This window comes from Victivallis vadensis, from assembly GCF_003096415.1.
GTDB lineage: Bacteria > Verrucomicrobiota > Lentisphaeria > Victivallales > Victivallaceae > Victivallis > Victivallis vadensis.
This window is the reverse complement of record NZ_QEKH01000020.1, coordinates 57,638-81,990: the sequence shown is the minus strand read 5'-3', so window position 1 is coordinate 81,990 and position 24,353 is coordinate 57,638. Positions and strand designations below refer to the sequence as shown.

Here is a 24,353-nt window from a genome sequence, read left to right as displayed (position 1 = left end):
GCTTACTCCGGTTTGGCGCTGCGGCTCATCAGGTTGCGGATCGCATCCGGGACGTTGCGCCCTTCGTGGAGGACTGCGTAAATCTCGTCGATGATCGGAGTTTCGGCCCCGACCCGCCGCGCAAGCGCATGCGCTCCCTTGGCGGTGGTGACCCCCTCGGCGACGACCATCCCCATCGATGCGAGGATTTCCGGCAGTTTTTTGCCGCGCCCAAGCTCTTCGCCGACGTGGCGGTTGCGGCTGTGCCCGCTGGTGCAGGTTACGATCAGGTCGCCGATGCCGCTCAACCCGGAAAAGGTCTGTGCCTTGCCGCCGAGCAATTCGCCGAGACGGCCCATTTCGGAGATGCCGCGCGTCATCAGTGCCGCCTTGGGGTTGTCGCCGAGCTTCATGCCGTCGATGATGCCCGCCGCGATCGCCATCACGTTTTTCAGTGCGCCGCCGAGTTCCACCCCGACCACGTCGGTGCCGGTGTAGACCCGGAAATTGTCGTTGATGAAGCTCTGCTGGACCAGTTCGGCCAGCGCGAGATCGGCCGACGCGGCCACCACCGCGGTCGGAACCCGGCGGGAGACTTCCTCGGCATGGCTGGGACCGGAAAGGACCACATAGCGGGTTTCACCGAGCACGGATTCGACCATTTCACTGATCCGGAGCCAGGAATCGATTTCGATTCCCTTGGCGACGTCGACCAGCACATGGCGCTCCCGGTCGAATACCGGAGCGAGCTTCGCGAGCACACCGCGCAGATACTGGGTCGGCGTGGCGAGAATCAGCATGTCGCGCCCCTCGACCGCTTTGCCCATATCCGCTTCGAAGCGCAGTCCGGCCGGAAGCTCGACACCCGCGAGAAAACGGGGATTGCGGCGGGTGCGGCGCATTTCGTCAAGGTAGTCCGGAAACGGTCCCCAGATCGTCACGTCGTGGCCGTTGGACACCTGGTTCATCGCCAGGGCGGTCCCCCAGCCGCCGTCGCTGAGTACGGTGATGCGCATGGAATTATTTCTCCTCGGATTGGGCTTTTTTCTTTTCAAAGCGGTTTTCGGTGCCGTTCAGCAGCCGGGCGATGTTGCCGATGTGGCGCAGGATCGCCAGCAATGCGATCAGAGTCAGGAAACCGATGGTGATCCAGCTGGTCGAAACCGGATTGCCGACGCCGCAGAGACGGAAGATCACCGCCAGCACCGGCACCACCGCCGCCGCGACGATGCTGGCGAGAGACACGTAGCGGGTGGCCAGAAACGTGCCCGCCCAGACGGCCAGCCCGATCAGCAGCGGCCAGGGCGCCATCGCCATTGCGACGCCCGCCGCGGTGGCCACGCCTTTGCCCCCCTTGAATTTCAGGTAGACCGGGAAGATGTGTCCGAGCAGTGTCGCGAGGCCGACCGCCAGCGTCAGCCAGGGGTATTGCGGCAGAAAGAGTCCGGTCAGCAATACCGGGAGCAGCCCTTTCAGAAAATCGCAGCCGAAGCAGATTTTTCCGGCGGTTTTGCCGACGGAACGGGTCACATTGGTCGCGCCGATGTTGCCGGAGCCGACCTTGCGGATGTCCACTCCGTTGAGTTTGCCGATCAGGAAGCCGAATGGAATCGCACCGATCAGATAGGCGGCGACCGGAAGAAGAATGAACTCTGCTCTCATAAAAAATCCTGGTTGTATGATTGAATCCGAAAGCCGGATGCATTATTTTAAAGCGTATGCCGATTTACAATATTACCCTTCAACGGCTTTTTTTCAAATAAAAGGGATACTGAAATGAGCAAAATCGCACGTTTGATCATCGCTTCCGGCGAGAGTTCGCCGGATATGCGCTATGCGGCGGGATTTTCCACGCCGGACGAATTCATCTGGTTCGAAGCGAACGGCGACGCCGGGGTGATCTGTTCGCCCCTGGAGTTCAGCCGCGCGGTGAAGCAGGCGCGCCCCGGCGTGACCGTCCACACCGAAGCGGAGTTCGGCGGACCGGACCGGATCGATATGCTGAAGAATCTCGCCGCCCGGCTGCGGGTGCAGGGCTTTCTGGTGCCGCCGGAGTTTCCGCTTCTGTGGGCGGACCGGCTGCGCGAGGCGGGGCTGGCGGTCAGGGCGGCGGACGGCACCTATTTCCCGGAGCGCGAATTCAAGTCGGCGCAGGAGGTGGAAAAGGTGGTCGAAAGTCAGCGCGCGGCGGAAGCCGGAGTCCGTCGCGCTTTCGATGTGCTCCGCGAGAGCCGGATCACCTCCGAAGGCCTGATCGAATGGCGGGGCGGAATCCTGACCAGCGAGATGCTGCGCAGTGAAATCGATATTGCGATGGTCCGGCTCGGCATGGAGCCGACCGGCACCATCTGCGCCGGCGGCGCGCAGGGGGCGCAGCCCCACAACACCGGTTCGGGGCCGTTGCCGGCGAACTGGCCGATCGTGATGGATATTTTCCCGCGTTCGGCGGCGACCGGCTACTGGGGCGACCTGACCCGCACCGTGGTCAAGGGGAAGGCGTCCGATCTGGTGAAGAAGGCGTTCGACGCGGTGCTGGCGGCGCGCGAACTGGGCAAGTCGCTGGTCAAGGTTGGAGCCGATCCGGCGGAAATCCACAATGCGGCGGCGCGTTCGATGGAGCGGGCCGGATTCCATACCGGTCGAAGCGGAGAAGCGGATTTCGGCTTTTTCCACGGTCTCGGTCACGGGGTCGGGCTGGATATTCACGAAGCGCCCCGGTTGAGTCCGCGCAACCGCGTTCCGTTGCGCGGCGGCGAAATCGTGACGGTCGAGCCGGGGCTGTATTATCCGGAATGGGGCGGCATCCGGCTCGAAGACCTGATGTTCGTCGAACCCGGCGGAGCGGGCCGCTGCCTGACCGAAGTGGAAACCTTCCTCGAAATCGATTGAGGATCCGGCATCCGGCATTTTTGCATCGCCTTGCTGTACCGTTAGTTATAAGTTCCGGCTGGCAAACTGCTCCTTTCCCGTTATATTATAGGGAACAGAGGTAGAATTTGACAGGAATGAGGAGGAGGTACGAATGATACTGCTTGGGGTATGTACCGGTTTGACGGCGGCGCTGTTTCAGTCGGGCGGATATATCTGTTCGCGGATCTACATGAAAAGGGGCGGGAACGCGGTCGGGCTGATGGTTCTGGCGCAATTGCTGATTGCGTTGTTCAGTATTCCGCTGCTGGCGCTGGCGTGGCAGCCGGGTTTCTGGGGAAGCTGGCACTGGCTGCTGCCGCTTGCCGGAACGGCGCTCGGCACGACCGGCGGCGAGGTGATGTTCTTTCAGGCGGAAAAAAGCATTGCGCCGTCGCGGCTTTCATCGCTGCTCGGGCTGCGGGTGGTGGTGCTGGCGATTGTGTCGGCCTCGATCGGGCTGGAACGCTACAACTGGCTTCAGGTCGGCGGCATTGTGCTGGCGGCCGCGTCGGCGATGGTGATGAACTATCAGAACGGCAGGTTCAATTTCCGGGGGATGGGCTTCGTATTCGGTGCGCTCGGATTCTACTGCCTTTCCGACCTTTCGATCAAATTCATGATCGACGGGATTGCGGCCCCGACGCTGTGGCACCGGGCATTGCTGGCGGTCTGCATGATCAATTTTGTAATCGGAATCGTGCTGCTGCCCGCTTTTTTCCTGCGGCGCATGAAGCCGGCCGAACTGAAACCGGCGGCGCCGTATGCCGGGGCATGGTTTTTCAAACAGCTGTTTCTGTACGGCTGTTATGCGATGGTCGGGCCGGTGTTCGGCAACGTGATCATGGCGGCGCGGGGGCCGCTGTCGATCCTGCTGACCTTGCTGCTGCTGCGAATGGGGGTGCGGAATCTGGAAACGCCCAAAGGGGGCGATGTCTGGCTCCGGCGCGGAATCGCCACGTTGATGATGGTCGGGGCGATCCTGCTGTATTCGTTCGGATAAGGTTGGATTTTCCGGTTGCGGCGTGCTATTTTAATAGGGTGACAAATAACAGTAAAACAGCAGGCGGAACCTATGGAATTCGTGAAAATCACCAGTACGCAGAATGATTCGGTCAAACATGTGATCAAGCTCCGCGACCGGCGGCCGCGTGAAAAGGAGCAGCTGACCGTGCTGGAGGGGTATCGGGAATTGACCCGCGCCCGTGAATACGGCATGGAGATCGTCGAAGTTTTTTTTGCCCCGGAACATTTCCTGGGGCAGAATGAGTTCCCGCTGCTGGAAACATTTGCTTCCGAAGGGGTGAAGGTGTGTCAGGTCGCGCCGTTCCTGCTGGAGAAGATGGCCTATCGCGAACGCCCGGAGGGGCTGATTGCGATTGCGAAAATGAAGCGTCACACGCTGGCCGAAATGCCGGTTCGCCCGAACGGCCTTTATCTGGTGGCGGAGGCGGTGGAGAAGCCGGGCAACCTCGGTTCGATGCTGCGCAGCGCGGACGCCGCCGGAGTGGACGGTTTCATCATCTGCAACAAATGCACCGACATCTACAATCCCAACGTGATCCGGGCGAGCACCGGCGCGCTGTTTTCGGTTCCGCTGGCCGAAGCGGAAAACCAGGAGGCCTACGACTGGCTGAAAAAGAACAACATCAGGACGCTGGCCGCGACGCCGCACACCGATCAGATTTACACCGACGTGGACATGACACAGGCGGTGGCGATCGTGGTCGGAACCGAACAGACCGGGCTGACCGAGCTGTGGATGGAGCACTCCGACCTGCCGGTGCGCATTCCGATGCTGGGCAAAATCGACTCGCTGAACGTCGCGACCGCGACCACGATCCTGCTCTACGAAGCCGCCCGCCAGCGCAATTGGAAAACCTCGGCGCGGCTGTAATGCCGGAGGGAGCAAGAAATGCCGGTCTTTCCGACGCTTGGATTCCGCATTGTTTCCTGTCCTTAATAAGCCGTTTTTTACAACCTGTCTGGGAGTTGATATGAAAGTCGCAATTTTGCAGCCGCCTTATCTTGCCGCCGCCGAAACGATTGCATGGGAAACCGAACAGCTTTGTCTGCTTGAAGATTCCGGATGCGATCTGGTCGTGCTCCCGGAGTATTCAAATGTCACCGGCATTGAAGAAGCGGCGGCGTTGCGGGAGTTCGCCGCCGGAGAAGGGGGGGCATTTATCGGGCGGCTTACGGAATTTGCCCGGAATTCCGGTTGCGCGGTTGCCGCCGGAGTGGTTGTCGCCGACGGAGCCGGACGGCTTCGGAACCGCCTGATCCTGATCGGCTCCGACGGGCAGACCGTCGGCGGCATTGATAAGATGCACCTCACTGACGCCGAAACGGAATTGGGATTGGTGCCGGGGGAAAAGATTGAGCTGCTGGAATTCAACGGCTTGAAAATTGCCGCCGCGATCTGTTTCGACCAGTACTTCCCGGAGTATTTCACGGCGCTGGCCCGGCGTGGGGCGGATCTGATCCTGTGCCCGAGTTATCAGCGCGCCGAAAGTGCGGGCAGAATCCGTCTTCTGGCGGCAGCCCGCGCCCTGGATTCGGGAGCATGGCTGATCCGCAGTTCTTATTCGGTTGAAAATTCGCCGGAGCGGGCCGGGAACTCGTTGCTGGTCTCTCCGTCGGGGGAGCTGGCGGCGGTTGCCGGAGGGATGCCCGCCGTATTGATCACGGAATTCAATCCGGCCCGGAAGTTCCGGAAACCGGCTTCCTTCGGCCGCCCCGAAGTCGAACACCGGCAGTTGATCGAAGCCCATCGGCGTTGGGCATTCTACCGGCCGGAGAATGTTCTTGAGGAGGGCGCGCGCCTCTGCGCCCATCGGGGACTCAGCGCGGCAATGCCGGAGAATACTTTGCCGGCATTCGCCGCAGCGATTGCGGTCGGAGCGCACGAAATCGAGTTCGACCTGTTTTTGAGTGCGGATCTGGTGCCGGTGGTTTCGCATGATCCCGACCTTGCCCGCGTGGCCGGAGTGCCGCACCGGGTGGAGGAGCTGACCTGGGAGGAAATACGGCGGATTGACCTTGGGGCCGTCTATGGGGAACGTTGGAAGGGAATCCGGATTCCCCGGCTGGAGGAGGTGCTGGATATATCCGGCGGCCGTGTCGGCCTGAATATTCACCTGAAAACGCCCGGTCCCGATGGAGTTTTGCTCCGGATGGTCGGCCGGGAGCTTTCCCGCCGCAATCTGTTGGGCCGCGCTTATGTAGGCGGGGAGGCGGATGTGCTGGAAGCGGCGATCCGGCATGTTCCGGAGGTGTCGCGTTCCTGTATGGCCGAACAGCATGATTCCGCCCGTCTGGTCGACAATGCGATCCGGTATGGCTGCCGCTATCTGCAGTTCTACGCCAGTTTCCAACCGGAGGATGTCACGCGCGCCCACCGGGCGGGCATCCGATGCAATCTGTTCTTCGCCGACGACTATCCGGCTGCGGCCGAAGCTGTTGCCCATGGAATCGATACGGTGCTGACCAACCGGGCGGCGGAGCTGCTGGCGGCGCCCGGATCACTTTTCCGGCCTTCCGATTCGGCTTTTCTCTGAAAAAATTGACAGCCGCCCTTGCATTCGTCCGGGAAACGGCTATCTTTTAAGCATCAATAATGCAACCGGTTGTATTTATAAATAATCAGGAGCCAGCATATGCAGCAGCAAGAGTTCGACCTTTACCTTCAGCGCGCCCGGAAATTCCAGGAGCGCCTGAGCCGCCACCTCTTTTTTGAAACCATTCCGCTGACGGCGGAGGTGCGGCATTCCGTCGAGCCCATCCCGTTCGCCGAGCGGCTGAACGGGGAGTTCAGGCCGATCCGCGAAGGGGAGAAGTGGGGGGATTCCTGGGATTCGGGTTGGTTCCGGCTCACCGCGGAGTTGCCGCAGGAGTGGGCCGGCCGGCCGCTGGCGCTGCGGATCGGACTCGGCGGCGAGGCGATGCTGTTCGATGAGGCGGGCGTGCCGAAGTTCGGCTTCAGCGCCGGCTCGGTTTTCGGCCCCCATTACCGGAAGGAGTTGTATCAATTGCCGGAAAACCGGGCGGGGAAAACCGTGGAATTCTGGGTGGAAGCCGCCGCCAACGCACTGTTCGGCGTCGCGATGAACGCCGATCCGGAGCTGGACGAGCCGCATCCCTACGGAAAGTGCGACGCCACCGCCGAAGTGATGCGGATCGGATGGTTCAACCGCGAACTCTGGCTGCTGACCCTCGACCTTGAAGTGCTGCTCGACCTGCTCAACGTGCTGCCGCCGCGCTGCCGCCGCGCCGACCTGATCGTAAGCGCGGTCAGCCGCGCCGCCGATGCGTTCGCCGAATCCCCGGCCAACGCCGCGAAAGCCCGGGCCGAACTTGTTCCGGTGCTGGAAAAACGCGCCAGCGCCTCCGCGATGACCGCCGTCGGGCTTGGCCACGCCCATATCGACACCGGCTGGATGTGGCCGGTCCGCGAAACGGTCCGCAAGTGTGCCCGTACCTTTGCCAGCCAGATCGACCTGATCGAAAAGTATCCGGGATATGTGTTCGGCGCCTCCTCGCCGCAGCACTATCTCTATGTGAAGGAACACTACCCCGCGCTGTACGAAAAGGTCAAAGCGGCGGTGAAGTCGGGCCGCTGGGAGCTGCTCGGCGGCATGTGGGTCGAGGCGGACTGCAATATGCCGGGCGGCGAATCGCTGGTCCGGCAGTTCCTGCACGGCAAGAACTTCTTCCGCGATGAATTCGGCGTGGAGGTGGATAATCTGTGGATTCCGGATGTGTTCGGTTACCCGGCGTCGCTGCCGCAGATCGCGAAGCTGGCCGGCTGTCCGAACTTCCTGACGCAGAAGATGTCGTGGAGCTGGTCCAACCGTTTCCCGTACCATGCGTTTTTCTGGCGCGGCCTCGACGGCAGCGAGCTTCTGGCCCATTTCCCGCCGGAGAACACCTATAACGCGGTGGTGACGCCCTCCGAACTCGTTCCGGCCGAAAACCGCTTCAACGAGAATACCGTGACCGATGAATTCGTGAGTCTGTTCGGCATCGGCGACGGCGGAGGCGGGCCGAAGGAGGAGTATCTGGAACGGGCCGCCCGGCTGGCGGATCTCGAAGGTGCGCCGAAGTTCAAATTCGATCGTGCCGACCGCTTCTTCCGGCGGCTGGCGGAGCACTCCGCTGAATTGCCGAGGTGGGAGGGTGAGCTCTACCTCGAATATCATCGCGGCACCATGACCGTGCAGGCCCGCACCAAGAAAAACAACCGCAAACTCGAAGAGCTGCTGGCCGCCGCCGAAGCGCTGTGGTGTGCGCTGCCGCTGCCGGAATATCCCGCCGCCGAATTCGACCGGATCTGGAAGGTACTGCTGCTGAATCAGTTCCATGATATCATTCCCGGTTCTTCGATCCGCAAGGTCTATGAGGTCACCGAGCGCGAACACGCCGAGGCGCTCGCCGCGACCCGCAAACTGCTTGACGAAGCGGCTTCGAGGTTGCTGGAGCGGGACGGTGAGGCGGTCACCTTCTTCAATTCGCTGAATATCGACTATACTGGTCCGGTCGAACTGCCGGAGAACTGGGCGGAAGCGGCGGTCGTGGCCGGAACTGGCCCGGTTCCGGTGCAGGCCGACGGCAGCCGGGTTACGGCGGAGGTGAAGGTTCCGGCTTCCGGCTTCCTGACGTTGCGCCGGAACGGCACCGCGCGGAACGCCGTCGCCGCCGGTTCCGGGGAACTGCTGCTGGAAAACGGATTGATCCGTTACCGCTTCGACGCGGACGGGCGATTGATTTCGGCCTTCGACAAGCAGCTCGGCCGGGAGTTCATCCCGGCGGGAACCCCGGCGAATCTCTTTTCCCTCTATGTGGACCGTTCCAATGCCCACGAAGCGTGGGACATCGAGGAGTTTTACATCAACAACAAGTGCGGCGAGGCCCGCAGTACGGAGCCGGCGCGCGCTTTTTCGGGGGCGGTTCAGGACGGGCTGGAGTTCGTGCTGCGGATCGGCAGCTCCACGATCCGCCAGCGCGTTACGCTTGGGAAACACTCGCGCCGCCTTGACTTTGAAACCGCCGTTCACTGGGACGAGGCCCGGAAGATGCTGCGGGTCGCTTTCCCGCTGACCGTCCGCACCCCGGAATCGACCTCCGACATCCAGTTCGGCTTCGTGCGCCGCCCGACCCACACCAATACCAGCTGGGACACGGCCCGCTTCGAAGTGCCGATCCACAAATACGCCGACCTCTCCGAATACGAGTACGGCGCGGCGTTGCTGAACGACTGCAAATACGGCTGCCGGCTGCTCGGCAACGTGATCGACCTCGCGCTGCTGCGCGCCCCGAAATATCCCGACTGGGATGCCGACCGGGGCGATCACACCTTCACCTACAGCTTCCTGCCCCACGCGAACGGTGCGGTCGACTCCGAAGTCCGCGCCGAGGCGCTGCGGCTGAACCGTCCGCCGCAGCGTTTCGACGGTCTGGCCGGTTCCGCCGAACTGCCGGTGCGGGTGGAAGCGGAGCAAGTGGAGCTGGCCGCGCTGAAAAAAGCGGAAAAAGAGGATTGCGCGGTGGTCCGTCTGGTCGAACGCGGCGGCCGCCACTCCTCCGCTGTTCTTCACACCGCCTGCCGTCTGGTCGAAACCGGCCTGACCGAATGGGAAGACGGCGCCGAACTGACTCCTGTGGACGGCAGGATCGTCGTCACATTCAGGCCGTTTGAAATCAAAACCTTCAAACTGAAAAAGTAGCCTCCCGCAGGGGGGCTAGTTGGCGGGGACGACGGCTTCGGAAGCGGCTACGGTGCCGGCGCGGTGTTTTTTGAGCCATTCGCCGCGCGTGACTTCAGGCCATGAGGGCAGCTCGTCGCAGTAGACGACGAGGGGGCGTTCGGTGATTTCGAATTGCGGTGAAGCTGTGGTGAAAGGAACTTCATCGAGCAGCCAGTCCACGGCTTTGACTACCTTGCCGTCGCGGAAATGTACCGTGGCGGGTTCGAGAGTCGGGCCGGGGGTGAAGTCGGGATTCATCGCCTCGGCCGCGCCGTTTTTCCAGAGGATGACAGCGTATTTCGGAGTGCCGGCGGGAGCGGCCGGGTTGTTCTGCAGCAGATAGGCTTCCACGTCTTCGGCGGGTTCGGCCATGCGGACGAGGTCGCGGGTTTTCATCGCGTCCGCCGCCGCCGCGAGGCTCAGCAGCCGCAGCTTCGGGCGCCAGTCGATGTCGAAGAAGCCGGAACGGTTCAGGCTGGCCCCCTCCATCCGGTCGCGGGCGAGGTAGCAGTAGACGCTTTCAAATCCGTGCAGATAGAGGTCGCGCGCCATCAGCTTGATGACGTCCGACGGATGGCTGAAGGCGCTCTCTTCGCTGTTCACGAGTTTGTTGCTGATCGTGCCGGGCGAGAGTTCGCGGAAAAACTTCACGAAATCCTGTTCTTTCATCTGCCAGGTGTAGTGCAGCGAATAGCCGTCGATGTACCGCTCCAGCCCGGCGGCCAGGCAGCGGCGGGTGAACTCCTGGCCCTCGCCGTTTTTGTCGCGCGCGGCGCTGCGCGAATAGGTCGCGGAGATGCCGAGCACGGGAGTTCTGATGCCGAGTCTATCCATCTCCTCGCGCAGGATGCGGCAGTCGCGGACGTAGTCCTGCGGCGTGGCGTCGCGCCACCAGACTTTCGGCGCATCCACTTCGTTGGCGTACTCCCAATACTGGGCGAAGCGGTCGTAGCGGGGCAGGATCAGGCGCAGGTATTCGCGGAACAGCGCCTCATGTTCCGGCTTGAAGGTGGAGAGATGGAACGGGTGCTTGTTGAATTTTGCGGCGGGGTAGCCGATGGTGAACATGAAATTCATCCCGTATTTGCCCGCCTGTTCCACCTGATAGTCGATGTTCCCGAAGTCGAAGCTCGCGGGGGCATCCTTGCCGAGGCGGTGCCAGCAGAGTTCGGCGGTGCGCAGCGTATCGACTCCGGCGCGGGCGAGCAGTTCGAAGGCTCTGCCGGTTTTATCATCCTGGAATCCCTTGCGGACCAGCGGGATTTCCATGCCGTGGACTCCGATCCGGTGGATGCTTCCTTTCGGCATCGGCGCAGGCAGGGGGCGGGCCAGCAGTTTCTTCAGGGCCATCGCCGCGTTTTCATCGGAAACGCCCTCGACCGGGGCCTTCTCCTTCATCAGGGCGCGCACCAGCTTCTGCTCCGTGGCGAATTGCAGCGAACGGAAGTCCCCGGATTGCGCAAGAAGTTTCTTCCATTCCGGTTGCAGGTTGGAGATGCGGTAATTCGCCCGCGGCCTGACTGTCCGGCTGGTGGTCAGCAGGAAGCCGTCGAAGAAACAACTGTAGGAGTTGGAATCGCGGCGGGGCCGCGTGACCCGGAAGTCGATCCGGTGTTTGCCGGACTTCAGTTCGACCGAGCCGGGATTGATCCAGCCGAGCACCGCTTTGGGAGCCGGAGCGCCGAATGCGCCGCTTTTCCATTTCATCGCCGCCGGATCGTCCCAGACTACCTTGCCGTCCACCGCGATCGCGATCGGGGAAGCCCAGCCGGAAGCGGGATTGGAGACCGCCGCCCAGAGGGCGTATCTGCCGTCGGCGGGGATCTCAATTTCGTATGAGGCGTAATAGTGATCGGCTCCGGCCGGCTTTTTGGCGGTGAACAGTTCGAGGATCAGCCCGCCGGAAGCGCCGCCGCCGTTTTTCTGCAGGTAGATGGAGCGGTGCGGCCAGTTGGAGGCGGTGAAATCTTCCGCCTCCTGCCAGATTTCGGCCGCCGTCGCGGCGGCGAGGTTCAGCAAGGCGGCCAGGAGGAGAGTGCACGGTTTGCTCATTTTATATTCCTTAATGGTTGCATTTCATATTTTTCCCGATTGGAGTGGATACCCCATTCTTCGGGGCGGTTTTTAAAGTTCCGTGGAAGCCATGCCGCTTTCGCGGCAGGCGGGTCTGCCTGCCCTACCGGGCGGCAGACCTTGTGCGCTACGCGCACAAGTTACCTCCGGTGGACAAGGCGCTTCGTCCTTGTAACCCGACCGGGTAGCACCCGGTGGCAGGTGCCGCCGATAGAGCTACTCCGACCCATTATTGATACCCCCGGTTTCGAGATTTTTGCTACGCAAAAATCTCGAAACCGTACACGGCGCCGGCACCTTGCCGGTCTGGGGGACCGGGGGGCGAAGCGCCCCCGGCCGCCGGAGGCAAAGTCCCGGTTATCTGTCATTGATCGTCCAGCAGAGCCACAGCTTTTTGGAGCGCTCGGCGCGGGCGCGGAGCATGGTGCTGCGCGGATAGAAATTGACATGGCCGTCGAGCAGCAGCATGTTCATGCCGCCGTCATGGCCGTACTGCACCGTGCCGTAATAGCCTTCTCCTGAAATTTCGGCGGGTGTGTAGAGGATTCCATAGTGCAATGCGACGAGTTTCTCCTTGCATTTGGGAGTGGGGGCGTCGAAATTGGCGGCGGTTCTGGACGGATATTTGTACTGGGTGATTTTGCGCGCCGGGGAGTAGGTGCGCCAGGTGGAAAGCCGGTAGTTCTGTGCATAGCTGAGGCGGGCGTCCGGATCGAACGGCGGTTTGGAATAGTAAGTGCTCAACAGCGTTGCGTTGGTTTCATCGGATGCCGGACAGTGGAATAGCCGGGCGCTTTTCTCGCGGCCGATCAGGTTGGTGAACTGGGTGACCCAGATGATGTCCCCCGGCTGCAGGATTTCCGGGCAGAGCACGCCGTCGTAGGAGTCAGCGTACAGGCTGTGGGCGATTCCGAATTGCTTGAGGTTGTTGGAACAGGAGGCGGTCTGCGCCTTGCCGCGGGCCTTGTTCAGCGCCGGCAGCAGCATGCTTGCGAGGATCGCGATAACAGCAATTACAATCAGCAATTCAATCAATGTGAATTGACTGCGTGACTGCCGGCTGAAGCCGGTGGGAAGTTCAGGTGCCGTTTGATGTTTCCGCATCATTTCCTCCATTGTTATTTGGTGTTGAGTTTGCGTACGGAGCCTTGTTCGATCAGGTTGGTTTTCAGGGAGATGTTTCCGGGATTGCCGGAGGCGAGCAGTTCGAGTGCCGCTTTGATCTGCCCCGGCAGGTCGGTTTCCACGGTATCGACCGGCGGCGCGAAGGTCCGGGTCAGGCCGATGCTGCCGATGGTGACCACGCTCAATTCGCCGGGAATTCCGATATTGCGGTTGTGGCACGCATTCAGCAGACCGGAAAGCGAATTGCTGGCCACGCCGACGATGCCGGTGAAGTCGAACTTCCTCTGCAGGCGTTCAAACATGTGGTCGTAGGTTTTGCCGGGCGCGAATTCGCCGCTGCGGACGCCGCAGTCGATCACTTCCAGTTCCAGTTCGTTCAGTTCCGCATAGTCTTCGACCCCCTTGACACGGTCGAGTGTGGCGCAGTTGTGCGGTTCCGAAAGCAGCACGGCCAGTTTGCGGTGGCCGTTCCGGTGCAACTGGCGCGCGGCCAGGCTGCCGGCGAAGGTGTCGTCCAAACTGGCCGAGGGGAGGCGGCTGCTCAGGCAGTTGCGGCCGAACATCACCGCCGGGATGCCGCCGCGGAGCCGGTTGAACGCTTCGGCTTCGGCTGCGTCGAACTCGTCTCCCGCCGGGTGCAGCAGGATGCCTTTGACGTTCTCTTCGAGCAATGGAAGCACGTCGGGCAGAGGACGGGCGAAGTCGAACTCGTACCCGAGCAGCCGCTGCCGGGGAAATTCCGGCTGGAGCTCCCGGAACGCATTCAGCATCTCCATGACATCGTGGGAGTGCCAGCGCGGCACGGCGCAGAGCACGGTTTCAGGGGTATCGGCGGTGAAGCGGCTGATCTTCTCCGAAACGAACAGGCCGCGTCCGCCTTCCGCGGTCAGGAACTCCTCCTCGCGCAGGCGCGACAGTGTGCGGTCCACGACCAGTTGGCTGACCTCGAATTTCCGCATGATCTGCCGGATCGACATGAATTGTTCGCCGGGCGCGTAATGCTGCAATTCGTTCCAGAGACGCGGGTACAGTTCGTCGGATTTCAAACGGGGCTGGATCATACCGGTATCCTTGATGATTGGTTTCCTTTTGTTTATATTATACCGTATGATACAGTATAATGCAATAGCGGAACCAATTTTTTTCCGTTTTTTTGACAGATGCGGGGGAGGGGAGCGGCTTACGGGAGGGAACGGCAGCTGGAGCCGGGCAGCAGGGCCGGGGCGAAGACGCGAACGGCCGGTGAGGTTTCGCGGTCTTCGATCAGGTCGATCAGCAGTTGGGCGCCGGCCCGGCCCATCTCCTGCAGCGGGTGGTCGATCACGGTCAGCATCGGCTGGAAGAAATGGATCAATTCATGGTCGTCTACGCCGATGATGCTGAGGTCCTGCGGGACGCGCAGGCCGGTGGCGATGGCTTCCCGCATCAGTGAAAGCCCCGCGAGCGAATTGTAGGCGACGACCGCAGTGGGCGGTTCGGGGAGCGAACGGAAATAGTGCAGCGCCTGAATGCCTTCCAGCTGGCAGCGCTGCCCCTCCGGCGGGATGGGCGGATGGCAGTTGTCGATGTTGAAGATCAGTTCGGGGGCGCGGTCCAGCCCGAATTCGGCGGTTGCGGCGCGGAACGGTGCCTCCCGGTCGGGCGCTTCTTCGAGCGCGTCGCGGGTGCAGACCCCGGCGAAACCGATCCTCCGATGCCCGAGCTGCGCCAGATGGGAGACCGCCAGCCGGATGGCGGCGTCGTTGTCGAACAGAATCCGGCTCAACCGGTTGCTGTCGAAGCAGCAGTCCACCGCGACCACGCAGTCGCTGGCGTCGCAGAGACGGTCGATCCACTCCGCCTCCCGGTCGGCGTGCAGCAGCAGCAGCCCGTCGATCCGCCCTTCGCCCAGCCGGGCCTCGCAGACCTGCGGCAGGGCCCGGCTGCTCAGGTTCAGCACCAGAATATCGTAGTTACGCTCGAAAGCGGCCTCCTCGATCCCTTTGAAAATCTGCCGTTCATAGTTGTTGCCGAGGCTGCGCCACAACTGCGGCTGCACGTAGACTCCGACGGTGCGCGAACGGCGGGTTTTGAGGCTGCGGCTCGCGAAATTCGGCCGGTAACCGAGCTCGTTGGCGATCGCAAGGATATGTCTGCGGGTTTTGTCGCCGACCACGGAATTGCCTCGGGAGTTGTTCAGGACCGTTGAAACTGAAGAGATCGAACAGCCCGCTTTCTCTGAAATCATTTTCAGCGTGATCGGCCGCCGGCCGGTTTCCGTACTCATCGGTCAATTGCTCCCGCGATTGCAAACCTAACGTTTCATCTTTTTTATAGTATGGCATACGGATGGAAGAATGTCAATCCCTCCGGCCGGAATTTTTCCGGAAAATTGCGTCAGGTTTCCAGCAGCGCCGGAAAGCAGAATTTTTCCGGCAGCCCGAAATCGCCGGCAGGAAAAGGTTGCGGCTTTCAGGACGTTTCTCCCAGTGGAAATCGACCATGAGGAAGTCGGGGATGAAACCGAATTCGATGCGCTCGATCCGGTCTGCCGTTCGATTTTCAAAGGTGTCAAAGCATTGCGCCGATGCCCCGGCGACACGCCGGAGCTGGAGAAGGCGATGAAAACGGCGACCTGCTCTTGCGTTTCCGATTTCCGGTCGAATAACTCCGGGAAGGCGGACACCGCCGTCTTCTGCTGTTCGTTGAATCGTCCTGAATTTTCTTTGGCCTGCTCTGGAGGCGGTGCAGTTGCGCACGATCCGGATTGTTCGATACTCTCCTTGAAGTTTCCCAGGAGGAAGGCTGCTGATCTCCTGACGCTGCATGGCTCCGGCGCCGGAGTTGACAACCGATTCTACAGCAATTCCTTGCAGTTGCGCACCTGCGACGGGGAAAATCCCGTGATGCGCCGGAATTCGCTTGAAAAATAGAAAGGATCGCAGTATCCGAGCTGGAAAGATATCTCTTTAATGGTCAGTGAAGTGACGACAAGCAAATGGCGGGCCCGTTCCATCTTCTTTTCGATCCGATACCGCATCGGCGTGATGCCGAGTTTTTCCTTGAACAACCGGTTGATCTTCTCTTCACGGCTGTTCAGCTTTCTGGCGAGCTGGGGCAATGTCAGCCGGGTTTCGAAGTTGCTCTCCAGAAGCATCTGCGCTCGCAGCAGAAGGTTGTTGGTACGTTTTTTCTCCGGCAGGAGATCAGAGAACTCCACCAGTATGCGGTAGGTTCGGCCGAGCAGTTCCGGAACTGCGGAGGGCTGTTGCAGATGAATCAGGTCGCCGATTGCGCGAATCTGATCTGCCAGCACTTCGCACCGATCGCTTCGAACCGAGATCAGGCGGTTCAGGCCGAGGGTTTCCAGATCTGAATTCAGATTCTGCCCGATCACTTCAAGGACCACTTTATGCGAGGATTCAGATTCGCCGTTTTCAAAAGAGTAGCCGGTATTTTTCGGAATGAACAGAATCTCCCCCGCCGAAAGCCGGATATCCTTGTTGCCGAAGTGAAACAGAATATCCCCCTCCAACGCGATGATCGCCAGCCAGAACCGGGTGAAATTTTCCATGAACCAGTAGTCCCGGAGCCTGACCTCCTCTTCCATGCAGTAGGGATAGAACGGAAACGCTCCGCTGACAGGGATCATCCAGGTTTCCCGCCGCCGAGTCTGATACTCGGCCTTTTTTGACCACTGCATCTCGTGTTTTCCTGATGCCGCCTGGCAGAAATCCTCATGTTTTTTGTCGGTTTTCCTCATGTTTTCTCTTTTGACGGTAATTGACTTTCCGTCTTTTTTTTATTATATTTATAACAACAAGGTTCGGAGTTGATATATAATACCTTGAAAAATCTGTTTTACAAATGCAAGGAGGGACGGAAATGAAATGGATTCGTCGGTTCACGCTGATTGAGCTTCTGGTCGTTATCGCGATTATTGCCATTCTGGCAGGAATGCTGCTGCCGGCCCTGAATCAGGCGCGGGCCAAGGCGCGGGCAATTGCCTGTACGGGCAATCTCAAGCAGGTCGGGCTTTATCTGGCGATGTACGCCGATACCTATGACGGCTATTATCCGGCACCGGGGGCTACCAACGACACGGCGGCCTTGCGTTGGGGAAAGGCGCTCGCCACTTATTCCACGATCGCCCAGTCCCAGAAAGGGACGGCGATCCTCCGCTGCCCTCTCCACTCCGGCTATAGCGACTCCAACAGCTGGTTCTATTTCTCCTATACCTATGCTTTCAATCCGCACCTCGTTACCGGTTACTGGAATGAAGCCGCCTGTCCGAAAGTCGGGCGGATTTCCTCGGTGAAACAGACCGCCAACGGCTATCTGCCGGATACGACCGGCCGGACCTCCGACATCATAATCATCGCCGATTCCCGCGAGCAGGGCAGCACCCTGCCCTGTTTTCGGATTTCCAAGTCCAGCGGTATCACTCCCGCCCACAGCGGTCGAGCCAACGTTCTCTTGCTGGATGGGCATGTGGATGCGCGCTCCCCGCAGGAACTCCATGAGAAATCCGGTGTTCCCAGATACATCGACGACGCCTCCGGCCAATTCATTGAACTTCATTGATCTGTAACGAACGGAAATGTTTATGAAAAGATTTCTCCTCTCTGTTCTTTCCTTTTCCATTCTTGGCGCCGCCGCCGGAGAACCGGCAACGCTTTCCGGAAAGGGACGTCTCGTCCTCAACGACGCCTTGCAGATGGAATGGCGTGATTCCTCCTCCTGGAAGGGGATCGACCTGAAGCAGCCGCAGCCGAAGTGGAACGGCGACACCATCTCAATCGCCGGGAAGGTTTCTCTGTCGCCGAAGCAGAATGTCTCGCTGAATGCTTCGCTCAAAAAACTCTCCGGCAACCGCTGGCGTTACCGGGGAGAGGCTGCTTTTGACGAGAAAAACGACTCCGCCAGCATGGAGATCAAACTGCCGGTCTCGATCCCCGCGGAACTGGAGATCAGCGGAAAACCGGTCGCCCTGACCGGGGAGAAATCAAACGGCCGCATCTTCGGGACATTGCGTCACCTCAGGGAGAAGTCGCTCTCGATCGTGGCCGGTGATCTGCTCTTCACATTCCGCGGCAGCTTCCGGGTGAGAGTCAACGATCAGCGGGTTTGGAGCAAGGAACCGTACTACTCCGTCCATCTGCTTGCGGAACTCTCGGAAGACGGCCGCAGGGCTGAACTGGAGTTTGAAATCGAAACCGAACCGCTCCGCAGTATGCCGATTCCGCTCGGAGCGGCTGCGAACATGGGACTTTGCGACGATACCGCCGATGACGGTCGCGGCGGCTGGACTGACCAGGGGCCGAAACAGGATCTCAGCTGCATGCAGCCCGGCGACGTGGCCTTTTCCGGAATCCGTTTCAAGGTGGCTGATCCGGAGCAGAACGGCGGCAGAAGCTGTGTGGTTCGTTCGAATCACCGCACCTTCCCGGCAGCGGGCGCAGTCGAGCTGGAGGGCGCGGAACTGCACCGGTATTTGTATCTGCTTCACGCGGCGGCGTGGGTGCCGCAGGGCGGCGAGCCGGTCGGCGTGATCGCCGTTACTTATAAGGATGGCGCCCGGCAGGAAATTCCGGTGCGCGCCGGAGTTGACTGCGGAAACTGGTGGCGGCCGATGCTTGACCTTCCCAACGGCCCGATCGCCTGGACGGGCGAGAACGGCAGCGGCAAAGTCGGTCTTTTCGCTTCCGCTTTCCGGCTGGACGAGAAGCCGGTCGCACGGCTGGAGTTTTTACCGGGAAAGGGGGTCTGGATGGTTGCCGCCGCTTCGTTCGCCAACCTGCGCCCCGGCAGAACGGCTGGAAAGCCGATCGTGATTTCGGAGGGGAAGGAGTGGAAGAAATATGATATGCCGCTTCGTTACCTGCAGGGATCGCCCATGGACTTTTCCGGCCGGAATCATGTGCCGGCCGGAAAATTCGGGCATGTCGTGATCCGGCCTGACGGGCACTTCGCTTTCGAGAACGCGCCGGAACAGCGGATTCGCTTTTTCGGCACCAATATCTGCCAGCGGCTGGTGGCGCCGACGCACGAGGAGGCGGACATCTTGGTGGAGCGTCTTGCCATGGAGGGATACAACTCGGTTCGTTTCCATCAGTTCGAGATGTTCATCATGGACTGGTCGAAGGATGATTCGCTTCATTTCAATCCGGAGACGCTCGATCGTTTCCAGTATTTCTACGCCAAGCTGCGCGAGAAGGGCATGTACATCACCACCGATGTCTGTGCGTCCCGCCCGATCCGCCCCGGCGACAACATCGCGGAATGCCGGAGTTCGAATAAGAACCATTACCGCAAGGTGCTTCATTTCTTCTCAGATTCCGCTTTGGAAAACTGGAAGGAATACGCCCGCCGGGTGTTCACGCTCAAGAATCCTTATACCGGCATGAGCATGGCGGAAGATCCGGCGTTCTTTGCGCTCAATCTTGACAACGAGGCTCCGCTTTACGCGGTCTGGAATATGTTTCCGGAACTCCTGTCGCTGGTTGCGGAGCGGTATGCGGCGTGGCTGCGGGAAAATGGAATCTATTCCGAAAAGCTCGCGGCGGAGCGCGGAGAAACCTTCTACCGCTTTCTCGCGGAACGCCAGCGCGCGGTTATGGAGGAAGAGAGCCGCTTCCTGCGTGAAGAACTTGGCGTCAAGGCGATCCTCACGAACCTGAACAACAACGCTTCGCCCTCGCTGCAGCCCTTCCGGGATATGCTGCCGCTGCTGGACGCCCACATCTACCACGATCACCCGACTTTTCCGATGAACAACTGGCAGGCGCCGGTCGCCTTTCATCAGAACGCCGACATTGCGAAATACGCGGCGGCGATGCGCGAATCGATGCCGCTCCGGATTCCCGGGAAACCGCTGATCGTCACGGAGATCAACTACTGCTACCCGAACCGCTACCGCAGCGAGATGGGGGCGGTGGCCGGCGCCTACTCCGCGCTTCAGGACTGGGACGGACTTTACCGCTTCTGCTATGAATTCCGGCGGGAGAACATTTTCTCTCCGAAGGCTCCCGGTGCGTTCTCCACCCTGCGCGAACCGATTTCGCTGCTGACAGAACGGATCATCTGGTTCCTCTTCGTGCGCGGCGACGTCGCGGCGGCGTCGAATGTGCCGCTGGCCTATACCTGGAATTCGGAACGGTACGGCGAGGAATTTCCGCCGGAGTTTTCCCAGCTCGGCTTGATCGGCCGGATCGGGTCGGTCGCCGCCGACAGCAAGTCGGAGCAGGTTCACAAAGTGGATACCTCCCGGCCGGACTGGATCGACGGGCTGCCGCCGGAGTTCCGGAAAGCAGCGGAGCGTTTCCGGAAGAAGGCTTCCGTCACGAGCTTGACCGGCGAGATCGAATTGGAGCCGGCCAAGGTGAGTTTGCGGGTCGTGACGCCGAAATCGGAAGTGCTGACCTTTCACAACGGCAATGCGCGGGGGCGCTTCCTGGATGTGAAGAATGCCAATGACTTCGCCACGGTATCGGTTCACTCGCTTGACGGGAAACCGCTGGCGGAAAGCCGCGATCTGCTGCTGTTCCACCTGACGGACGCTCTCGCCTCGGAAGAGCAGTATCAGACTCCGGCCCGGAAGCTGCTGCTCAAGGACGGCAAAATCCCGATGCTGGTCGCCCGCGGCCGGGCCGATGTGACGCTGGCGGTCGCCCCGAACGACGGGTGGCGCGTCGAGGCACTTGCGGCGGACGGTTCCGTACTCGCTCCGGTGAAATGCGAACCGGGGAGGGCGGGAATCAGCTTCCCGGTGGAGACCCATCGTCCCGAAGGTGCGACGATGATCTACCACCTCTCACGGCCGTGAGACCGGAAGCCGGTCGGAATTCGACCGGTTCTGTTCCGACTCCTGAAATCCGGGATAGGTGACGGGCCCCTGCTTCTGAAACGAAAATCGTATCAGGTTTCCAGCAGTGCCGGGAAACAGAATTGTTCCGGCAGCCCGAAATCACCGCGCAGGAAAAGGTTGCGGCTTTCAGGACGTCTCTCCCAGTGGAAATCGACTTTGAGGAAGTCGGGCGTGAATCCGAATTCGATGCGCTCGATTCCGCTGAAGGGGAGCCGGGTGCGCACTTCGCTCCATTCGGTGGGACGGGAGCCGAATACATCGAGGAGCCGGAGCGTGCTCCCTTCCTGAATCGCGACGGCGGCGGTTTCGCCGGAGAGCTGCCAGATGTGGTCGCGGCATTCGCCGTAGAGATGGAAGAGGTGGATCGGCAGCCCGTCTGCAGCGTCGAAGACGCGGGAGAACTGGCAGCGTTTTTCCAGCAGCGGACGCGCTTCGTCCGGCGTGATCCGGCGGGCGGCGGGGCAGGGGAGAAGCCGCTCCTCCGCGACCGGCAGGAAATCCTCCGCCCGGCGGAAGCCGAACCGGGGATAAAACTCCAGCACGGAATCGTTGGCGAACAGGAAAGCGGGCGTGCCGGCGTGTTCTTCGAGGATTCGCCCGATGATCCGCCGGGAGAGGCCCCGGCCCCGGTGGGAAGCGGTGGTCGCCACCCCGTTGAGCTGGATCGCCGGGAGCGGGCGGCCTTCGACCGACAGCGTGAGTGCGAAAAGTCCGGCATGGGCGAGCATCCGGGCGCCGTCGAAGATCGCGAAGCTCTCATAGCGCCGGTCCCACACATGCAGCTTGAACCAGTGGTCGAAGGTCATGCCGAAGGTTTCAAGCATCAGCGGGTTGAATTTTTCGATATAGGCGGCGCTCTGGAAGTTCTGCCTGCGGATATCGCCGGGGCGGACCTTCTTGGCTTCGCGGGAGTTGCGGAAGAACTCCCGGATGATCCGCTGCGCCTCTTCGGCCAGCACGCCTCCCTCCACCTCCGGATGCCAGAGTACGCCGGGATGCCCGGTGATGTCGAGAGCGGAGCCGCAGCCGCCCATGCGGGGATCGGCCAGTCCGAAAACGATCCGCCCGGCGCGGGCGTTGACCAGCGCGCCCGCGCACATCGGGCAGGGCTCCTTGGTGATGTAGAAAGTGATTTCATCCATGCGCCAGTCGCCGGTGACGGCTTCGACGGCGTGCAGCAGTTCGATTTCGGCATGGCTGACGGCGGAATGGCGTTCTTCCACCCGGTTCCGGGCGGTCGCCAGCACCCGGCCGTCCCGGACGGCTACCGCTCCGACCGGAACTTCTCCGGCTGCGGCGGCATTGCGCGCCTCGTCGAGGGCGAGGCGCATGAAGGCAGGATCGGAGTCGTTCATTATTTTTCGATGATTTCCACGCCGGTCACGAAAATTCCGTAGGTGTAGAAGATCAGCCGCACGTAGTGATTGTTGTACTGGTAATTGAAAGTGATGGTCCGGTCGACCGCCGCCGGCGAGTCGATGATCGCGTCGCCGTAGTAGAAAAGCTCGTTCAGCGTCTTGGTTTCGCGTGTGAAGGTATAATCCACCTTTTTCAGCAGTTTTTTGATGGTTTCATACTTCTCGCGGCTGTTGCTGGGCAGCCTGGGATTTTTCATGGTCAGGATCAGGTCGGCGTAAAGCTGGGGGACTTCAAGGTCTTCCGCCGGAAGCCGCTCCGGGACGTAGAAACCGGTGACTTCCGGATATTCGACGGCTTCAGTCTGGTCGACGGCGCGGATGCTGGCGTCCGGTTTTTCAAAGTCGCGGCGGACGGATTTGGTGTCGGTGCAGGCGGACAGAACCAGACTTCCCGCCGCGATTGCGGCGCAAAACATCGAATTTTTCATGATTTATACTCCCGTTTGTGATTTTTCTGCTTGAAATCCGGCCGGTTTGCGCTATATTCTATATCATCCTCTGGATGCGGGTGTAGCAAAACGGTTATGCTCCAGCTTCCCAAGCTGGCGACGCCGGTTCGACTCCGGTCACCCGCTCCATTTTTTTTGTCTTTTTTCCGAAACTCATCTTCGATGATCCCGATCTTAACCGGTTCTTTGCGGAACCGGTTTTTCTTTATGGAAAATCAGCGGCGGCGCATGGGGGGACGGCGGCGGGAGTCGCCGCGGCCGCGGCTTCCCGAAGAATGCCGGTCGGCTTCCCGCTTCGGCAGTTTCGCGCCCGGAACCGGCTCCGGCATTTTCAGCATATCTTCGGTCGGCTGGGTGCTGTGGAACTGCACGTCGAGCAGCTTTTCGATGTCCGGCAGATAGTAGGCGCCGTATTCGCACAGGAAGCTGATCGATTTGCCGTTGTGCCCGGCGCGGCCGGTACGGCCGATCCGGTGCACGTAATCTTCGGCGCGCTCCGGCAGGTCGTAGTTGATCACCAGCGACACGTCATCGACGTGGATGCCGCGCGCGGCGACGTCGGTGGCGATCACGATCTTCTCGGTGCCCGCCCGGAACCGTTCCAGAACCTTGATCCGCTTCTCCTGCGGAATGTCGCCGGAGAGCACCGGCACTTCGTAGCCGAAGCGCGCCAGATCGTACTGCAGCCGCAGGTTCACATCCTTGCGGTTGCCGAAGATCAGCACCCGGTCGTAGGGTTCGGTGCGCAGGATATACAGCAGCAGCGCGAGCTTTTCGTCGCGCAGCACGGAGTAGAAGGTCTGCTCGATGTTTTCGCTGACCATCTTTTCCGGTTCGCTTTCGACGATCACCGGTTCCGCCAGCCAGCCGGAGGCGAGCCGCAGGATGTGGTCCTCGAGCGTCGCGGAGAAGAGCAGCGTCTGGCGTTCGCCCTTTCTGGGCAGTTGCGACACGATCCGCTTCACATCCGGGATGAAGCCCATGTCGAGCATCCGGTCCGCCTCGTCGATCACCAGCACCTCGACTTTGGAGAGCTTCAGGCTGCCGCCGCGCGAATAGTCGATGATCCGCCCCGGAGTGCCGATCACCAGGTCGACCGGCTGTTCGAGGCTGCGGCGCTGCTTCTCATGGTCCATGCCGCCGAACACCACGACGCTGGTGAGGCCGGTGAAGATTTCCAGCACTTCGGCATCCTTCTGAATCTGCATCGCGAGCTCACGGGTGGGGGCCAGGACCAGCGCGCGCGGGCAGCCGGGCTTGCGCTCTTCGAGCGGATGATTCAGCAGCCGGGTGAATACCGCCAGCAGAAAGGCGGCGGTCTTGCCGGTTCCGGTCTGCGCCTTGCCGGCGAGGTCGCGCCCTTCCAGCAGCGCGGGCAGCGTCAGCGCCTGGATCGGGGTGCAGTACTCGAAACCGGCGTGCTGGATGCCGAACTGCACGTCTTCATGCAGCGGCAGGTCGAGGAAACGGGTCTTGCCTTCGGCGGGCGGAACCTCCTTCAGCGCGGCGGGGCGTTCCGGCTTCGGGGCCGGGACGGCGGGGGCGGACTCCTGCGGGCGTTCGCGGCGCTCGCTTTTGCGGGGGCGCTCCTGCTTTGGCCGGGCTTCGCGTTCCGGCCTGCCCTCGGCGGGGGCCTTGTCGCGGCGCGGGGCGCGTTCGCGCTCCTTGGCTTTGCTTTTTTTCTCGCTCTTTTCGGAGCGTCTGGAGGAGCCGGCGGATTTCTCCTTCGGCTCGATTGTGACGATGACGGTGTGATCCTTGAGCCCGAGCAGGCCCTTCAATGTTTTTTTCAATGAACTGAACACGGTAA

Annotated in this window: 18 protein-coding genes and 1 tRNA gene; 8 read left to right on the top strand and 11 right to left on the bottom strand. The window is 61.0% G+C overall.

The window, feature by feature from the left end; all coding sequences use genetic code 11:
* Positions 1-2: 2 nt before the first annotated feature.
* Both C8D82_RS12735 and plsY read right to left on the bottom strand, forming a co-directional pair.
* The gene (locus tag C8D82_RS12735; RefSeq protein WP_116884671.1) at positions 3-995 is read right to left on the bottom strand and encodes an NAD(P)H-dependent glycerol-3-phosphate dehydrogenase; all 993 of its coding nucleotides are present in this window, start codon (positions 993-995) and stop codon (positions 3-5) included.
* A gap of 4 nt (positions 996-999) precedes the next feature.
* Positions 1,000-1,641, bottom strand: coding sequence for a glycerol-3-phosphate 1-O-acyltransferase PlsY (gene plsY / locus C8D82_RS12730; protein WP_116884670.1), 642 nt, complete (start codon positions 1,639-1,641; stop codon positions 1,000-1,002).
* A gap of 114 nt (positions 1,642-1,755) precedes the next feature.
* Between plsY and C8D82_RS12725 the strand changes: the two genes are divergently transcribed.
* The 5 genes from C8D82_RS12725 (at position 1,756) to C8D82_RS12705 (ending at position 9,611) form a co-directional block, all read left to right on the top strand.
* Entirely contained in the window at positions 1,756-2,868 is a 1,113-nt protein-coding gene (locus C8D82_RS12725) for a M24 family metallopeptidase (protein ID WP_116884669.1), read from the top strand.
* Between the two features lie 133 nt (positions 2,869-3,001).
* Positions 3,002-3,889 carry a DMT family transporter gene (locus tag C8D82_RS12720; protein ID WP_116884668.1) on the top strand — a complete coding sequence of 296 codons (888 nt, stop codon included), beginning with the start codon at positions 3,002-3,004 and terminating at the stop codon, positions 3,887-3,889.
* Between the two features lie 72 nt (positions 3,890-3,961).
* Positions 3,962-4,783, top strand: a complete 822-nt coding sequence (locus tag C8D82_RS12715) for a TrmH family RNA methyltransferase (RefSeq protein ID WP_116884667.1) — start codon at positions 3,962-3,964, stop codon at positions 4,781-4,783.
* A gap of 100 nt (positions 4,784-4,883) precedes the next feature.
* The gene (locus C8D82_RS12710; protein ID WP_116884666.1) at positions 4,884-6,446 is read left to right on the top strand and encodes a glycerophosphodiester phosphodiesterase family protein; all 1,563 of its coding nucleotides are present in this window, start codon (positions 4,884-4,886) and stop codon (positions 6,444-6,446) included.
* Between the two features lie 99 nt (positions 6,447-6,545).
* Complete coding sequence (locus C8D82_RS12705; RefSeq protein ID WP_116884665.1) at positions 6,546-9,611, top strand: alpha-mannosidase; 3,066 nt, start codon at positions 6,546-6,548, stop codon at positions 9,609-9,611.
* A gap of 15 nt (positions 9,612-9,626) precedes the next feature.
* Here C8D82_RS12705 and C8D82_RS12700 read toward each other — a convergent pair whose 3' ends face one another.
* The 6 genes from C8D82_RS12700 to C8D82_RS12680 all read right to left on the bottom strand — a co-directional run bounded on the left by C8D82_RS12700 (position 9,627) and on the right by C8D82_RS12680 (position 16,512).
* A complete protein-coding gene (locus tag C8D82_RS12700) occupies positions 9,627-11,684 on the bottom strand; it encodes a hypothetical protein (protein ID WP_116884664.1) in 2,058 nt (685 codons plus the stop codon).
* Positions 11,685-12,062: 378 nt separating this feature from the next.
* Entirely contained in the window at positions 12,063-12,812 is a 750-nt protein-coding gene (locus tag C8D82_RS21600; protein WP_133245193.1) for an H-X9-DG-CTERM domain-containing protein, read from the bottom strand.
* A gap of 11 nt (positions 12,813-12,823) precedes the next feature.
* The gene (locus C8D82_RS12690; RefSeq protein ID WP_116884662.1) at positions 12,824-13,891 is read right to left on the bottom strand and encodes a substrate-binding domain-containing protein; all 1,068 of its coding nucleotides are present in this window, start codon (positions 13,889-13,891) and stop codon (positions 12,824-12,826) included.
* A gap of 119 nt (positions 13,892-14,010) precedes the next feature.
* Positions 14,011-15,096, bottom strand: coding sequence for a LacI family DNA-binding transcriptional regulator (locus C8D82_RS12685; protein WP_116884661.1), 1,086 nt, complete (start codon positions 15,094-15,096; stop codon positions 14,011-14,013).
* A gap of 73 nt (positions 15,097-15,169) precedes the next feature.
* The gene (locus C8D82_RS20740; protein ID WP_133245192.1) at positions 15,170-15,637 is read right to left on the bottom strand and encodes a hypothetical protein; all 468 of its coding nucleotides are present in this window, start codon (positions 15,635-15,637) and stop codon (positions 15,170-15,172) included.
* Between the two features lie 29 nt (positions 15,638-15,666).
* The gene (locus tag C8D82_RS12680; RefSeq protein WP_165833060.1) at positions 15,667-16,512 is read right to left on the bottom strand and encodes an AraC family transcriptional regulator; all 846 of its coding nucleotides are present in this window, start codon (positions 16,510-16,512) and stop codon (positions 15,667-15,669) included.
* 182 nt (positions 16,513-16,694) lie between these two features.
* Between C8D82_RS12680 and C8D82_RS12675 the strand changes: the two genes are divergently transcribed.
* Positions 16,695-17,393, top strand: coding sequence for a prepilin-type N-terminal cleavage/methylation domain-containing protein (locus tag C8D82_RS12675; RefSeq protein ID WP_206212507.1), 699 nt, complete (start codon positions 16,695-16,697; stop codon positions 17,391-17,393).
* Between the two features lie 22 nt (positions 17,394-17,415).
* Positions 17,416-20,634: a hypothetical protein gene (locus tag C8D82_RS12670; RefSeq protein ID WP_116884658.1), complete on the top strand. Its 3,219-nt coding sequence runs from the start codon at positions 17,416-17,418 to the stop codon at positions 20,632-20,634.
* Between the two features lie 92 nt (positions 20,635-20,726).
* On the opposite strand, the gene C8D82_RS21235 is transcribed toward C8D82_RS12670, so the two are convergent.
* Positions 20,727-22,031 (bottom strand): GNAT family N-acetyltransferase, encoded by a 1,305-nt coding sequence (locus tag C8D82_RS21235; RefSeq protein ID WP_165833059.1) that lies wholly within the window; start codon positions 22,029-22,031, stop codon positions 20,727-20,729.
* Positions 22,031-22,522, bottom strand: a complete 492-nt coding sequence (locus C8D82_RS12660) for a hypothetical protein (RefSeq protein WP_116884657.1) — start codon at positions 22,520-22,522, stop codon at positions 22,031-22,033. The genes C8D82_RS21235 and C8D82_RS12660 overlap by 1 nt, the downstream gene beginning before the upstream one ends.
* A 76-nt stretch (positions 22,523-22,598) precedes the next feature.
* Here C8D82_RS12660 and C8D82_RS12655 point away from each other — a divergent pair.
* Positions 22,599-22,672: transfer RNA gene (locus C8D82_RS12655), tRNA-Gly, on the top strand.
* Positions 22,673-22,758: 86 nt separating this feature from the next.
* On the opposite strand, the gene C8D82_RS12650 is transcribed toward C8D82_RS12655, so the two are convergent.
* Complete coding sequence (locus tag C8D82_RS12650) at positions 22,759-24,348, bottom strand: DEAD/DEAH box helicase (protein WP_165833058.1); 1,590 nt, start codon at positions 24,346-24,348, stop codon at positions 22,759-22,761.
* Positions 24,349-24,353 lie beyond the last annotated feature (5 nt).